Annotated in this window: 12 protein-coding genes; 1 reads left to right on the top strand and 11 read right to left on the bottom strand. The window is 38.9% G+C overall.

Annotated features, from left to right (window positions below; translation table 11 throughout):
- Positions 1-44 precede the first annotated feature (44 nt).
- Positions 45-962 (bottom strand): ROK family protein, encoded by a 918-nt coding sequence (locus tag QGM71_RS07995; RefSeq protein WP_327606994.1) that lies wholly within the window; start codon positions 960-962, stop codon positions 45-47.
- Between the two features lie 233 nt (positions 963-1,195).
- Between QGM71_RS07995 and QGM71_RS08000 the strand changes: the two genes are divergently transcribed.
- Entirely contained in the window at positions 1,196-1,564 is a 369-nt protein-coding gene (locus QGM71_RS08000) for a hypothetical protein (RefSeq protein WP_327606995.1), read from the top strand.
- 399 nt (positions 1,565-1,963) lie between these two features.
- Here QGM71_RS08000 and QGM71_RS08005 read toward each other — a convergent pair whose 3' ends face one another.
- The 10 genes from QGM71_RS08005 to QGM71_RS08050 form a co-directional block, all read right to left on the bottom strand.
- The gene (locus tag QGM71_RS08005; protein WP_327606996.1) at positions 1,964-3,142 is read right to left on the bottom strand and encodes an ROK family transcriptional regulator; all 1,179 of its coding nucleotides are present in this window, start codon (positions 3,140-3,142) and stop codon (positions 1,964-1,966) included.
- A 91-nt stretch (positions 3,143-3,233) separates the two neighbouring features.
- Positions 3,234-6,320 carry a beta-galactosidase subunit alpha gene (gene ebgA / locus QGM71_RS08010; protein ID WP_327606997.1) on the bottom strand — a complete coding sequence of 1,029 codons (3,087 nt, stop codon included), beginning with the start codon at positions 6,318-6,320 and terminating at the stop codon, positions 3,234-3,236.
- Positions 6,321-6,346: 26 nt separating this feature from the next.
- On the bottom strand, positions 6,347-7,282 hold the full coding sequence (locus QGM71_RS08015; protein ID WP_327606998.1) for a DMT family transporter: 936 nt from the start codon (positions 7,280-7,282) through the stop codon (positions 6,347-6,349).
- Positions 7,283-7,355: 73 nt separating this feature from the next.
- Positions 7,356-9,059, bottom strand: coding sequence for an amylo-alpha-1,6-glucosidase (locus QGM71_RS08020; RefSeq protein ID WP_327606999.1), 1,704 nt, complete (start codon positions 9,057-9,059; stop codon positions 7,356-7,358).
- Positions 9,060-9,123: 64 nt separating this feature from the next.
- Complete coding sequence (locus QGM71_RS08025) at positions 9,124-9,948, bottom strand: carbohydrate ABC transporter permease (protein ID WP_327607000.1); 825 nt, start codon at positions 9,946-9,948, stop codon at positions 9,124-9,126.
- Positions 9,949-9,950: 2 nt separating this feature from the next.
- Positions 9,951-10,901: a carbohydrate ABC transporter permease gene (locus QGM71_RS08030; protein WP_327607001.1), complete on the bottom strand. Its 951-nt coding sequence runs from the start codon at positions 10,899-10,901 to the stop codon at positions 9,951-9,953.
- A gap of 116 nt (positions 10,902-11,017) precedes the next feature.
- On the bottom strand, positions 11,018-12,454 hold the full coding sequence (locus QGM71_RS08035) for an ABC transporter substrate-binding protein (RefSeq protein WP_327607002.1): 1,437 nt from the start codon (positions 12,452-12,454) through the stop codon (positions 11,018-11,020).
- 229 nt (positions 12,455-12,683) lie between these two features.
- On the bottom strand, positions 12,684-13,514 hold the full coding sequence (locus tag QGM71_RS08040; RefSeq protein WP_327607003.1) for a carbohydrate ABC transporter permease: 831 nt from the start codon (positions 13,512-13,514) through the stop codon (positions 12,684-12,686).
- A 1-nt stretch (position 13,515) separates the two neighbouring features.
- Positions 13,516-14,409, bottom strand: a complete 894-nt coding sequence (locus QGM71_RS08045) for a carbohydrate ABC transporter permease (protein ID WP_327607004.1) — start codon at positions 14,407-14,409, stop codon at positions 13,516-13,518.
- 113 nt (positions 14,410-14,522) lie between these two features.
- Positions 14,523-15,806 (bottom strand): ABC transporter substrate-binding protein, encoded by a 1,284-nt coding sequence (locus tag QGM71_RS08050; protein WP_327607005.1) that lies wholly within the window; start codon positions 15,804-15,806, stop codon positions 14,523-14,525.
- Positions 15,807-15,813: the final 7 nt, after the last annotated feature.

Raw genomic sequence — 15,813 nt, forward strand, 5'->3', positions numbered from 1 at the left:
TATCTATTTCGACAAGAAGATTCTGTTAACACCTCCTTAATTCTCTATGACAGGTCATGTAAATTTTTCATACCTTTTAAACCTGCCCCTACTACTCCAGAATCTTCTTTTAACTGACTAACTTGCATACGAGTCACTGCTTCTTGCTGTTCAGGTATTACATAGTCTTTTACTGATTCTTTTACTAACTCCAGTAAATGCGGGTTGTTATTTACAACGCCCCCACCAAAGACAATTTTATGTGGATCTAATAAACAAATTATGGAATACACACCGTGTGCAATGGACTCTGCAATCTCCTTCATTAATTGTTCCGCCTGCTTTTCTTTTTTTTCATATAATAAAAAGAAATCCTGCGTAGTTAATCTGGAATTACTTAATTGCTCTCTGGCCAGTTGCTGTATCGCTGGACCAGACGCAGCTTTTTCTAAGTTGTTTACCCCTTCTTTAGAAGTTCTGCTGATTACTGGAAATAACCCAATTTCTCCTGCAAAACCATCTCCCCGAAGAAAATCACCATTATGTATAATTGAGCAGGATATTCCCGTACTGACCGTCACATAGACAAAAGTATCCTTTTCATTAACTTCAGATAACTGCCATTCTGCGAAAGCCGCCATGTATACATCATTATCAATCTCAATATTTTCAATTGGAAAATGTTCAGCCAATCTCTCAACTAACGGAAAGTTTCGCCACGGTAAATTATTTTGAAATACCGCGATCCCTTTGTCTCGATCTACTTTCCCAGGGACCCCAACTCCCATTCCGTCTATATTGTCGATGGAAATATTTGAAGCTTCCAACAGCTCCTCGACACATAATACAACTTGATTGAACATTTCTTCCTTATCATCACCAACACTTTCTACCTGGTTTCGGTAATGAACGTTACCACTTTGATCCGTAATAACCGCAGCAATCTTTGTGCCACCAATGTCTACACCTATTGAAAATCCCAATACAGTCACCTCATAGTTTGTTTCTTCATGTTAGCGCTTACCTATTTGTTTTAGTAAAACAATTAATAAAACTTTTACTAATTATTTAATATAATAACATAGCGACTTTTACATGTCTACAAGTTTTTTAAAAATTTATATAAATTAAAAAATCTACCTCGAAATGAAGTAGATGCTGAATTTTAACTCGAATTGATATGCTAAGTTGTGCTGCTGATCGCTCTGAGCTGATGTTGATCGGTCCGGGGCTGTTGTTGATCGCTCTGAGCGTGCTGACGATCGATTCGGGGCTGTTGTCGATCGATTCGGGACTGTTGTTGATCGGTCCGGGGCTGTTGCTGATCGGTCTGAGCTTGTTGTCGATCGGTTCGGTGCTGTTGCTGATCGGCCAGAGCTTGTTGTCGATCGGTTCGAGCGCATTGCTGATCGGTTCGGTGATGCCGCTGATCGATCCGGGGCTGTTGTCGATCGGTCCGGTGCTGTTGCTGATCGGTCAGAGCGTGCTGCTGATCGATCAGGTGCTGTTGGCGATCGATCCGGTGCTGTTGGCGATCGGTCAGAGCATACTGCCGATCGGTCAGGTGCTGTTGGCGATCGGTTAGAGCGTGCTGCCGATCGGTTCGGGGCTGTTGTTGATCGGTCAGGTGCTGTTGTTGATCGGTCAGAGCGTGTTGCCGATCGGTCAGGTGCTGTTGGCGATCGGTTAGAGCGTATTGCCGATCGATCCGGTGCTGTTGGCGATCGGTCCGGTGCTGTTGCTGATCGGCCAGAGCTAGTTGCCGATCGATCCAGGGCTGTCGGCGATTGATCTGATCATGTTGTTCAGCGCTCGGAGCAGTTGGTCCAGCGATTACAGCACTTTATTCAGCGTTCACACGTTTTGGGCAATGAAAAAGCCCTGAATTCACCGCAAATTCAGGGCTTTTCAATGTTATATATAGAACCGTGCTGCCGCTCGCTTCGAACGTGTTGTCCCGGTCCAAAGCTTCCGCTCGGCAACACTAAATAGGCTGAAACAATTCCGTCAACAGCAATGAAACAGCGCCTAACAATGTTGCATCATTGCCTAATTCAGTTACAACTACCTGCGTCTGCTTAGCGTCTGGGGTGAGCGCACGCTGTTCGATGGTTTCATGAATAGCAGGCAATATAAATTGAGCACTTTTCATCACTCCACCGCCAAGTACAATTTTTCGTGGATTGACTAGGTGAATTAAATTAGTTAGACCAATTCCAATGAAAACGCCTGTTTCTTCCAAGATGTCTATATATGTTTTATTACCGGCTTTTGCCAGTTCAAAAACACTTTCTCCAGTCAGTTTGAATGTACCCAATCGTTCTAGCTCATCAATCTTTTTCCGAGCACGATCGGCAATTGCTGATCCTGTGGCAAAGGTTTGCAGGCAACCGCGGTTGCCGCATTCACAAATTTCCCCGTGAATATCAATGGTCATATGTCCAATTTCTCCAGCAATATCCTGTGCACCGTGAAACAGTTTCCCATCCACGACAATACCAGCACCAACCCCGCGACCGAGGTTTACTGCAACCATACTGTCTGACTCTCCGTGACCGCCAAACCAAGCTTCACCAGAAGCCATTGCACGTGCATCATTTTCCACTTTAATCAGGACCTGAAATTCTTTTTCAAGTTCTTCCTTTATTGGAATATTCGTAAGTCCCAGGTTTGGTGCAACCAGGGAGATCCCTGATTCGACATCCACAACCCCATGCATAGCAACTCCTATGCCCATAATCTCTTCTTCCTTTACAGGCGCATCCTCCACCACTTCATGGATGCCCTTTTTTAATAGAGAAAGAAACCGTTCATTTGTTATTGGCATGTCCAGTTTAATCGAACCCCGGCCCCTAACCACCCCGGAAAGATCGGAGAGAATATACTCTATCCGATCAGGTCCAGCATCAACACCAACGATATGAAAAGCAGTCTTATTAATGTGAAGCATGGTTGGTTTTCTGCCTCCCATTGATTGCCCACTGTCGCTTTCCATTACAATTCCCTGCTCAATCAGCTCTTTGACAATACTGCTTACAGTCGGTGGCGTCAGCTTTGTGTCCTTGGCAATTTGTGCACGGGAAGTCGGCTCGGATGTTCTTATTTTATTTAAGATAATTGATTTATTCACTGATTTCATCAGCTTAAATGTTCCTTTTTGCATCACAGTTCCTCCGAACAGTAGTAACTTAACCTTCATTATACCATGAAGCAATCTACAGTAAGCATAGATAGTCTAAATTAGACTACTGAAGTTATTGATGAGCTTGAATAATTTGCTCTTTTGCCTTTGTAACATCACTGATCTCTTTTGTTGAATATACGGAGAGTTTTAATTCTAGTGAAAAGGCTTCAAATTTACATCGATATTTATCCAGTTGATCCTGGCCACATGAATTAGAACCTAACCCATTTTGCTGATAATCTAAATGAAGAGTTATATAATCCCGCTTCACCAAATCAATCGTATGTTTTGCCTTCTCCAGGTCAGACACTTCGTAATGGCTTGCACTGAAATCAAAGGTCGCCTTGTTTCCAACTGCCATCAGCCCCGTACCTTGTCTATTTATCAGCCTTGCCCAATGTGTATCCGTCCTATTTCCATTTTCCTGCGGATGAACATAATTTGTAAATAACCCATCTACGCTTCGCTCATATACACCCATCAAATTAGCCTCTTTGGAATCACTGTACGACTCACCAGGACCTCTTCCATACCAGCGGACATCGTCACATTCTTTATTTATCTTCAACTCCACACCAATTCTCGGAATCATTGCTGGTGCATTTTGAATCATTCCGCCTGGTGTACCAGAAACGTTGAACAAAATATCGCCGTTAGGATAAATGCTGTATTGATACAAACACTCATAATACCAGGCAGAATTCGTTGTACCGTTTATTGTTTTAACGGTAAGTTGAACCATATCTTTATCCTGCTTGTAATCCACGCTCTCAACCATCTCATGCCATAGATGCATAAAGTACTTTTCTTTATAGTCTTTTAAAAGGTACATATCATTATCAATCGGTGCTCTCCAGAACTGCAATTTGGGGCCATTTTCAACAATCTCCACACCATTTTTCTTCCATGAAGTCATTTGGCCATTTACTTTATCAAAACATACCTCTACTTCTTCCCCCGCAACGGTTAAAGAATAAGGTGTTTCTGTTACCGTTAAGTCACCTGTTGGCAGGAAGGTAAGTGGTTCTGTTTTAATTGGCAGCTTAAATTGAGCAGTAGCCAGTTCCTGTCCATGTTTACTCCACTTGAAATCACGATTGGTGACATAAGAGAGGCTCAAATAATAATCTGTTCCCAGTTCTTTAAGGTTTGTTAAGTCATAATCCAATTCTATTTCCTTCATTGCTCTTGCAGGAATGTTGGTTAATGGCACAGTTCCGGTCTGTATAACCCCTCCATCTTTTTCTATCGAATAATGCAAGGTAAGATGGTCTAAGGAAATAAAATCATATTTATTCTCAATTTGTAACCTGCCATTAGCCAGATCAATAGATGTTGTATGGACTGGCTCTATTATTTTTTTGTATTCCAATAAAGCAGGTGAAGGGGTGCGATCAGGCATTAATAGCCCATCAATACAGAAATTTCCGTTCGTCGGTTCATCACCAAAGTCACCACCATAGCGGTAATAAACGTTTCCATTTTCATCCGTTGATTGTATACCATGATCAAACCATTCCCAGATAAACCCACCCTGCAGCTGTTCATACTGGTAAACCAGTTCCTGATACTCCTTTAAACCACCAGGACCATTCCCCATTGCATGCCCATACTCGCAATGAACATGAGGTTTCTCTGTTGTTTCCGCAATAGTTTTCAGCGTTTTTCTTTCTTTATCATCACTCTCGAGCCATGTATACATGGTGGAGTACACATCTGCAACCTCTGCCTTGGAATCACCTTCATAATGAACAAGCCGAGTCGGATCGATTTCCCTGCAGACTTTTGCCATTTCCCTGAAATTATGTCCAAAACCAGACTCATTTCCTAATGACCACATTATGATAGATGGATGGTTTTTATCTCTTTGAACCATTCTGATCAAGCGGTCAGTATGCATTTTCTCCCATTTGGGATCATCAGCAATCCAGTTATAATTATTCGTCAGTTCAAAACCGTGGCACTCTACATCCGCTTCATCAATCACATACATTCCATACTGATCGCAAAGCTCGTACAAAAATGGCGAATTCGGGTAATGTGCTGTACGGATTGCATTTATATTGTGCTGCTTCATGAGACGAATATCTTTTACAATATCCTCTTTAGAAACAACCCTGCCTGTAACAGGATGATAATCATGACGATTAACTCCTTTTAATTTGATGGCAATCCCATTTACTGTGAAAGTCTTCCCTTTTAATTCCACTTGGCGAAAACCGACCTGCTGTGGGATGACTTCAATTAATTGCTCATCTGATTGAACAGTTAATAATAATGTATATAAATTTGGATCTTCTGCACTCCATAGTTGAGGATCGTTAATCGTTTCACATATGGAAAAGCTTTCTTCAAGCTGCTGTTCGCCTAAAATAACCGTTTGTTGTTTATCATCAAGCAACTCATAAGCTAAGGTGAGTCCCGCATTTTTGCCACGGATATTCCCTGTAATCTTTAATTGACCAGTCGAAAAATTATCTTTTAAAACGGTTTCCACTTTAAAGTCATCCATTCCGAATTTTGGTTGTGTATATAATTCCACATCCCTGAAAATCCCACTTAACCACCACATGTCCTGATCCTCTAAATAAGTACCATCTGACCATTGATAGACTCGGACGGTAATTTCATTTTTTCCGGATTGTAACCACGAAGTAATATCGAATTCAGATGTGATGCGAGCACCTTTACTGTATCCTGCTTCTACTCCGTTGACCCAAATGTGAAAAGCCGAATCAACCCCATGAAAACGAAGAATAATATCTTCGTCAAACCATCCCTCATCAATAGTGAAGCTTCGTTTATAAATACCGGTCGGGTTATCGGAAGGCACGTAGGGTGGACGAATCGGAAAGTTGTACCATAAATCCGAGTAATGCATCTTTCCATACCCTTCCATTTGCCAATTGCTTGGGACCTGAATAGTATCCCACTCACGATTATCAAAACCGACCTTTTCAAAACCAACAGGTGAGTACTCCGGTGCTGGCAGAAATAAGAAGTCCCACATCCCGTTCAGACTCTTAAAATGATGACCGTATCCCGCGTCCCCTGCAAGTGCACCTTGCTTCGTTGGAAAAGACCGAAAAAAAGCTCTGGGCTTCATCCGGTTTATATCAGTTTTTGTGATATCCTCCCACACTTTATAATCTCGCATAATACTTCTCCTCTCCTATATGAAATCTATTGACCTTTCTGTATTACACGTCTTCCTTTATAATTAACAGCAATTATTCCAATCGCCACCAGCATCAAAGCTCCAATAATAAACAGATCCAATTGCTCTCCAGGAATAAACATCGCTGACAAAATAGCTCCAGAAACAGGCGTGATAAATTTAAACATACTTATTTCGCCTGCTTTATTAAATTTTAAAAGCGAATACCAAAGGCCGAATGCTGCCGCTGAAAGGAATATAGAATAAATAAACAGTCCCCAGCCAAGTGGTGTAAATGTCATCGCATTTTCACTCAATTGCGGAACTCCAATTATCAAAAGGGCCGATGCACCGATCGTTAGCTGCCAGCCCGTTATGGCGAAGGGGTGAATGCCTACCGCCAGTTCTTTAGCCAGGATTGTAGCTACAGCACCTGTAAGTGCAGACAAAATCATGTATCCCTCACCGGTTAATTGAAAGCTCAACTGGAATTCCTGCCCCCAGTTTGCGACAACCACCCCAGCAAAGCCTGCAATCAGACCAATTGTTTTTTTCCAATTCATTCGATCATTACTATAGAAGAAATGGGCCAGCAGCACGGTGAAAAATGTGCCACTTGATACAAGGATCGCACCTTGCATACCTGACACCTTTCCAAGACCATTATAAAAAAAGTAATATTGCAAGGCTGTTTGCAGCAAACCAAGCAAGGTTAGGAACATCAGCTGTCTGCGTGTAACAACTAACCATTTACGATTCGTAATAAACAGACCAACCAACAGAATCAGCCCTGCCAGTAGAAAACGCATGCCTGCAAATACAATTTTAGCAATGTCATCATCCGGCGCCATCTGTAATTCTTCATAACTTACTTTTAATACCGGAAAAGCACTGCCCCATAATATGGAACAAAATATAGCAATAAAAACTACAACCCATTTCTTTTGAAAAATACTATTCACGCAATGTCATCTCCTAAGCTGTGTAAAGCAAAAGTATTTCTACATTAGAATACACCTAGTAATAAGGTGTATTCTATTCATTAATTTCTATATATTCATTTCCCAGGATTAGAAATACGCTCGACGTCCATGTAAAAGCCCGATCTCTCAAACCTTCCCCTGTTAAGGCATTAAAGTTTTCCGCCATTCCATTATTCGTAGCCATTTCACAATACTTATGCGCAAGCTCTTGAGCAAATTTCTTTTCGCCCGAGGATTTAAGACCATCAATAATTAACATAGTCGACGGTGCCCATATAGGACCCCTCCAGTACCCATCATCTAAATAATACGGACTGCTAACACTTTCCGTTGCAAGTCCATGTTTCGTCAGGAATCTATCTTTATCTTTAAGTCCTGCAATAAGCGCTGAACGAATGTGATCTGGCAACCGTTTTCCGAGAATGATTGGCATAAATAATAATAAACTATCCCCAGAAGTGACCTCTTCCCCCAAGTGTTTAGCTATAAAGCGATCTCCTACCCAAAAATAACTTATCATGTCATCTAGTAATTTATCAGCTAATTGCTCCCATTTTCTTTTCTCTTCTTCTAATTCTAACAAGGAAGCAAGTTCAGATAGTGTTTCCATTTGTAGGATTAAAAAGGCGCATAGGTCTGGACTCTCTACTGGGATTCCTTCATGAAAAACAGTACTATTATCCCAGCCACTGTCATTTCCATGATGGTATTCAGGAATGCTATTATTATCACTATCCCGATGCTTGATATACCATGTTGTCCATCTAGAAAGAGGAAGGTATATTTCTTTTAATTTGTCCGTTGAAAACTTATCGGTATGTTTTAACATCCAGGACAATGCCCAGCCATGAATTGGAGGTTTACTACAATTCCAATAGGCAAACTCATTATTCATAAAGTCTGGAATAAGCCCGCTTGGGTCTTGAACATCAAAGAAAATCATAAATTGATCCCATGCAAGTTCCGGATTTTCCTGGACTAAAGCCATTGCATTAAAACAATGATCCCAGCTCCAAATATTGGTCATCCAATTCTTCGACATGTACATGGCCTGTCTTGTTAGGTAACCTTCTTTTTTCACAACACAGGACCACGTTATATATGACGCAAGCTGTTTCCCGGACTCGTATACACTGGGAACTGTCAAGGTATTTGCAAGCCAATATTCGTACTCCTTTTTCACCTTTTCTATAGCCGCATCAAAAGTAACATCATATTCTCTTGGAGTATAGCTAGTCATAAACTCCTCTATTACACCGTCCATTCGACATGTTTTATCATCCGGTATAAAATCTGCAACTACCTGAGAGCAGCCATTTACTTCCCAGGGTGCATCTAATACTAATTCTCCTGTTAACGGCGTTAACATAAATCTTATTTTCTTAGAGAAAACATTCACTTGCCAACTTTTCTCTTTATGAAAAAAAGCATTGTCATATGCTTCAGTTACAAGCGACATTCTTAAACCGGCATTCTCCCCATAAACGCGTACATAATCAGATTCAGGATAAGCAAAACTAACATAGCCTTCTTCTGCCTGAAAACGGAGACAGGTAGCATCCGCAATTGTTTTGAATGGTACCGTCTTTCCATTTTGAATGACATCTAATTTAAATAAAGCCCCATTGCCTTCATCCCCACCCCTAATATTACGTAGGTATATTCCTTCGGTAATATTTTGATCACCTGTTAAATACGAAATACTAAGGTATGAACCAAAACGGCTAAATGGAATATGTTTAAGATCAAAGTTCATTTACATCTTCTCCTGCTATTTATTGTATAAGATAGAATACTAACTCGTCTCAGAAATCTAATTTCTATTTAACAGAACCAGATATCCCTTCGATAAAATAACGTTGCATTAAAATAAAAACAATTACTACCGGTAGCAATGATATCGTCGCACCTGCTGCCATACCAGTCCAGTCAGTCTGGTATTTTCCAACAAATGAAAGCATTCCAACCGCCAACGTCCTTAATTCCGGATTATTCAACGTCAATACGAGTGGGATTAAAAAAGAACTCCACGTCCATATAAATTGCATGATTACTGCAGTAGCAATAACAGGTTTGGCAGATGGAAGTATAATCTTATAGAAAGTTCTTAGAAATCCACTTCCATCTATAGATGCTGATTCCTCTATTTCTTTTGGTATTCGTGAGAAGAATGCAGCAAACAAGAGAATAAAAAGCACATGTGCTCCACTTGACTCAGCTAAGATAACACCGTAAAGCGTATTGGATAACCCCAAGTATTTCATTAGTTCATATAGAGGAATTATCGTATATCCAGTTGGTATAAACATAAGAGCACCTATACAAACGATAACAGCTTTTCTTCCAGGAAAGTCCACACGCCCAAGAGCATATCCAGTTAAACAACTCAATGTAACGACTATTAAGACAGTACCTAGCGTGATGAGAACTGAGTTAATAAAGTAGGTGGAAAAGTTCGCCACATCCCATGCCCTAGCATAGTTCTCCCAGTTTAACTTTTCTGGAATCGGATTAACCCCAGAAGTCAAAAAGGATGAATTCGTTTTTAGTGAAGAGGATATCATCCAGATAAATGGATAGATCCACATTAAACCGAAAACAATTAAAAACAAATGAATAAAAATTCTTCCTGTTTTTGTATTCATCCTTACTTCACCCCCATGTTCAGGTTGTTTTTGTTTTTATTTTTATTTACCTTCAACACTACCCAACCTAGCAATAGACTTATGATGAATACAGTCACTCCCAATACAACTCCGACAGTAGAAGCATAACCGACTTGGGAAGGACCTTCAGCTGCAAATGCGAACCTGTAAATATACAGCTCCAGTGTTTCTGTTGAATAATACGGACCACCATTTGTCAGTGTTTTCACCAAATCAAACACCCTCATGCTGCTTACAGTCGTTAATAAAAGGATAGTAGCTCCTATTGGCGCAAGTAATGGCAAGGTGACATATCGCAATGTTTGCCAATAACCTGCTCCATCTATTTTAGCTGCTTCATACAATTCTTTCGGAATCATTTGTAACCCGGTCAGCCAATAGATCATGATAATACCTATTTCTTTCCATGACCCCACAATAATTAAAACCAACATGGCGGTTACAGGATTTATCAGCCATGGAACTGCCTGATCTATCAATCCAATCCCTTGCAACACTTGGTTTACAAGACCTTGGTTTCCAAAAATATTCTTCATAATAATACCTACAATTGCGGTAGTGGTTACCACTGGAAGGAAGTAAACTGTTCGGTAAAAGCTTCTTCCTTTGAGCCTCGGATCATTAAGTATTAATGCCAGAATTAAAGCAAACGTTATTGATATAGTAGTAAATCCAGCAGTGTAAATAAATGTATTTTTAAAGGCATTCCAGAATTTCTCTTCTGTAAAAACTTTTAAATAATTATTAAATCCAACAAAGTTACTTAGAGGGCCTATACCTGACCAGTCATAAAAGGAATACACATAACTCATTATAATGGGATACAGTGACAGTCCAAAGAACACAACTACTTGTGGCAAAATAAATAGATATGCCCACATATAACGTTGTCTGGTTTGTTTATTCACTTTCTGTTTTGTTGTAGTCTTCAAAATCATCTCTCCCTCTAGCGAACAATACATCTATGTATTTAATAGGGCTAACTACTTTTTTACACATCATCTTTAAAGTAGTTAGCCAAACTAAGACTCAATACCTTATTATTTTATTACCTATCTAACTCTTCGTAATCTTCACTTGTATATGGTTCGTACGGTGTCCAATTAGGAAACTGGAAATCTTCCCTACTCACATTTTCATTATTTTCAATCGCTTCGCTGAATACCTCATTATAATCATCACTGAATTTTTGAAGGGTACCTTCTAAATCATCAATCTGGCCAGTTAAATATCCCATTAAAATAGCTCCAATATCCGTGTCTGGTGCGTTCTTTTGTAATTCTAAACGAACATCTTGTGTGTCCGGATTTAATACGACCGGGTTTGGTACAGGTATTGACATATCTAAAAATATATCTGAAATATCATTGACTTCTTCAAAAGGAAGTTCTACATCTATTTCCGCTGCATCTTTAGCAATTAGAGGTTCCCCATCTTTTAGTATCTCAGCATACATATTTTCTTGTAAAAACTCCAGGAAGATTTTCACTTCGTCAAAATGTTCTGTGTTTTGTGATACATAAAGGCCATCATTGCTTACTAGACGAAATTCACCATACTGTTGCCCGTCTGGATTTTTGGTAGGCAGTTTAACTACTCCCCAGTCGTTAAAACCATCTTCATGCAACAACTGACCTGTCCAGTTTCCATCAAGTAAGAATGTAGCCTGACCCGCAATAAATAATTCTCTTGCAACTGTTGAATCAGTTTCTAATGAAGATGGGGATAAGCTGTTATTTTCTAAAAGATCCTTCATATACTTCATTGTTTCTATATAACCTTCTGTAGCATATTTATAATCTCCGTTTTCATAATCATATCCACTCTCCGGAGATAATTCGGTGGACATTAATTGAGTAACAGCCCTTACTAACCAGCCTGATTGCCCTCCAAAAATCAACCCATAGGAGGATCCATTAGACAGTTCATAAATCTCTGTACTAATCTCTTTCATATCAGCCCAAGTTTCTGGAACTCTTTCAATCCCTAAGTCTGCTAAAACATTTTTATTGTAGAACATATAATACGTACCACCTTTATATACCGGAAATAAATATACATCTCCATTTACAGAGGCATTACCTTCATCAAAAACCCCTTCTGTATATTCAGCTCGAACTTCTTTAGGAAATACATCATTCAATTCTCGTACTAAATTTAATTCTACTAATTCATTAATTGTAAAAGAATCTGTACTGAAAATATCTGGTAGATTGTCATCAGAGATAGCCGCTTGATATTCAGCTTCACTGGACTCCACATTCACGTTATTTAAATCTACTTTGATTCTGGGATTTTCTTTTTCAAATTCGTCTATTAATATAGGTAAATAGGTCCTTCCAGCTGCAACGTTATTCCAGTATCTGATTGTAATTTCGTCAGAATCGCCACTACCACTAGACTTTGAATCCCCACTTTGACAACCAGTAAGTATTATTCCAATTAGTATAGAAAAACCAAGTAATAACCACAATTTCTTTTTCATTAATAATTCCTCCTCATATGGGTTTTTGTAATTTTTAATTCATATTCCTCAAATTGATCCTGTTCAATAACACGATTAACTGAACTATTGTCCGGTAATTTTGACTTTTACGATGCACGTTACTGATGAAATATTTTGCCTATAATGCCACTGGCATAAAGTCTAGCTACAAGAAATGATGAGTTGAAAATATGTGTAAGAATTCTTTCTAGACTCTTCGGAGTAGACCTTATTCTTTTACAGAACCACCTAGAATTCCGGATATAAAATGTCTTTGGAAGAATAGGAAGAAAACTAACACTGGAACAACGGATAATGTTGTACCTAGCATTAATTGTCCATAGTCTATTCTGGCCAAACCAACCAAACTGGATAATGCTACTGGTAATGTAAACATTTCTTTCGAGTTTAATGTGATTAGTGGCCACAGCAAACTATTCCATTGAGACATAAAAAGAAATATAGATACAGCTGCCACCGCCGGTTTCATCGTTGGAAATACAATCGAAAAGAAAATTCTAAACTCCCCCGCGCCATCAATCCGGGCAGATTCAATAATGGATAGTGGTATGGATAACATATTTTGCCTCATTAAATAGATTGCAAAGGGAGAAGCAAGTGTTGGTAAGATAATAGCTTGATATGTATTTAACCAATCCATCCACACAATAATTTCAAACAGAGGTATAAGCATCACCTGAAAAGGAATCATTAAGGAGCATAATATAATGAAAAAGACAGCACCCTTTCCTTTGAAATCAAACTTTGCAAAAGCATACCCAGCCATAGAACAAATAACTACACTGATAACTGTATAGGTCACGGAGATGAATAAAGAATTCCACATAACTTTCAAAAAGTTGAGTGATTCATTTAAGTTCTTGGCGTTTTCCAGTAAATTGTTTCCAGGCAAAAAGTTAGGTGGGACACTAAATATTTTTCCGGAGGTTAGGGTTGACCCAATAGCCATCCAATAAAACGGCAAGATCGATAAGATTACCCCTATTGATAAGAGTATATAAATAATCGTTTTATTTAAATAAACATTTTTATTCTCCATATTAAGAGTCACCTACTACCTTCATCTGGATCCAGGAAATAATAGCTATTATTACTACTAATACATACGCCAATGCTGAAGCATATCCAAAATCAAAATATTTAAATCCCGTTTCATAGAGATATAGTGTAATAGTCATTGTTGCATTATTTGGACCGCCCCCAGTCAAAATATATGCTTCATCAAATAATTGTAATGTACCAATTGTCGACATTACGACAGTAAAAATGAATACGGGCTTCAATTGTGGAATGGTAATTGAAAAAAATTGCCTTGCTTTTCCTGCCCCATCAATTCCAGCAGCTTCATAGAGGTCCTTCGGTATCGTCTGTAAGCCAGCTAAAAAAATAACCATATTGTAGCCAGTCCATCTCCAAGTCATAACGACAATTACCGAGACCTTTGCCCAAAAGGGATCATTCAACCAATCTATTGGATCAAGCCCAACTAAAGATAATAGATAGTTTACTATTCCATAGTTTCCATCCAGAATCACCATAAAAATAAGAGATGCAGCGACAAGTGCTGTAATGGCAGGAAGAAAAAAGGCAACTCTAAAAAATCCATTAAATCGTATGAACGATGAATTTAGTCCTACTGCAATAAGTATAGCTATACTAAGCATAATTGGCACTTGAACAATAAGGATCTGAAATGTATTTCCCAATGACTTGTAAAATATCGGGTCCCTGAATAGACGGGCATAATTATCAAATCCTACAAAGTATTTTTCTGCGCCACTCATGCTCTGAAAGCTTAATATAAAAGAAGAAATTACTGGATATAAAGTGAAAACTATTAGTAGAACGATAGATGGAGCCAAGAAGAAATATGGCGCCGTTCTTGGGTTTATTAATTTCCGATTACTTAATTGCCCGGTAATTTTTTTCTTCATGCTGTATCACCTCTTTGGGAGTAAAGAGAAACAGGAAGAAGGTGTGTTCTCTTTTCCCCTTCCCTGTTTAGAATCCATTTCTCTTAGCTCTTCATTTCTTCCTAAAACAGGTATTATTTTAATTCATTATTCAATTGTCCTTGAGCGTCGGACAAGGCTTTATCTGCGGTCTTACCTTCATTTAAAATGGCCGACTGTGTATTAGCTATTACTTTTGATACCTGGGCAAAATCCTTCGTTAAATTAATTTCTGGAACATCTTCAACTATATCAGCAAAATTTTTAAAGATTGGCTGATCATTAAAATAGAAACTATTTTGTGTAAGAACTTCTGTATCGTACGTACTCTTTAATGAAGGGAACAAGCCGTAGTTTTCAAAACCAAAAAGTTGAGTTTCCTCATCAGTAGTAAAAAATTCAGTAAATGCATACGCGGCATCTTTATTTTCTGTATAAGCAGATATTGCTATGGAGGATCCTCCTACGTTAGCATAACGGCTGCTTCCTTCTTTAAATTCTGGTAAATAGAACATATCCCATTTACCTTCAAGTTCTGGGGCCTGATCCATAATCGTCCCTGTATACCAAACACCATATGGAACAGTAGCTACATCCCCATTAACTGTTGCAGTCACAATACCGTCCCAGCCACTATTATTAAGGATGATGTCGCTCTCATGGAACTTATTGATCATTTCCATCGATCGGATGGCCTCTTCAGAAGTAATAGCCAGATTATCTTCCTGATCAAAATAAGATAAACCCTGTTGCTGCATCATCATTTGAAATACTCCATCATAGTTTGAAATATCAACAGGAAGCATTTTTGCTCCAGTTTTTTCTTTGATCTTTATTCCTGCTTCCAGATAGTCATCCCATATTTTTATATCATCTACGTTAACTCCTGCTTCTTCAAACAAATCGACACGATAGAATACTCCAGCAGGTCCTATATCCCAAGGTGCGGCTATAATATGATCATCATGTGTGACATTTTGCATTTTAGCATCGTTAAATAAATCACTATGCTCGTCATAACCCATTTCTGATAAATCTAAAAAACCATCTGGAAATTGGCTGACATAGCCCGGTATTCTTTCATCTTCCATAAGAATGACATCAGGCATCCCCGATCCTTTTGATACAAGTCCAACGGTTAACTTTTCATATAGGTCATCGCTTCCAAAATCCTCAACTGTAACCTCCACATCAGGGTACTTCTCATTAAAGAATTCTACAGATGCTTTAAATGTATCTGCAGCAACATCCCAGCCCCATACTGTAATTTCACCTGAAACGTCACCTGATTCACTAATTTCGTCATTCCCAGTTGCTTTGTTTGAGCAACCCGCCAGAATAATTCCTAAAATCAACATCAATAATATAAGTCGCTTCATTCTCTTC

The organism is Virgibacillus tibetensis (assembly GCF_036026595.1).
Taxonomy (GTDB): domain Bacteria; phylum Bacillota; class Bacilli; order Bacillales; family Amphibacillaceae; genus Virgibacillus_P; species Virgibacillus_P tibetensis.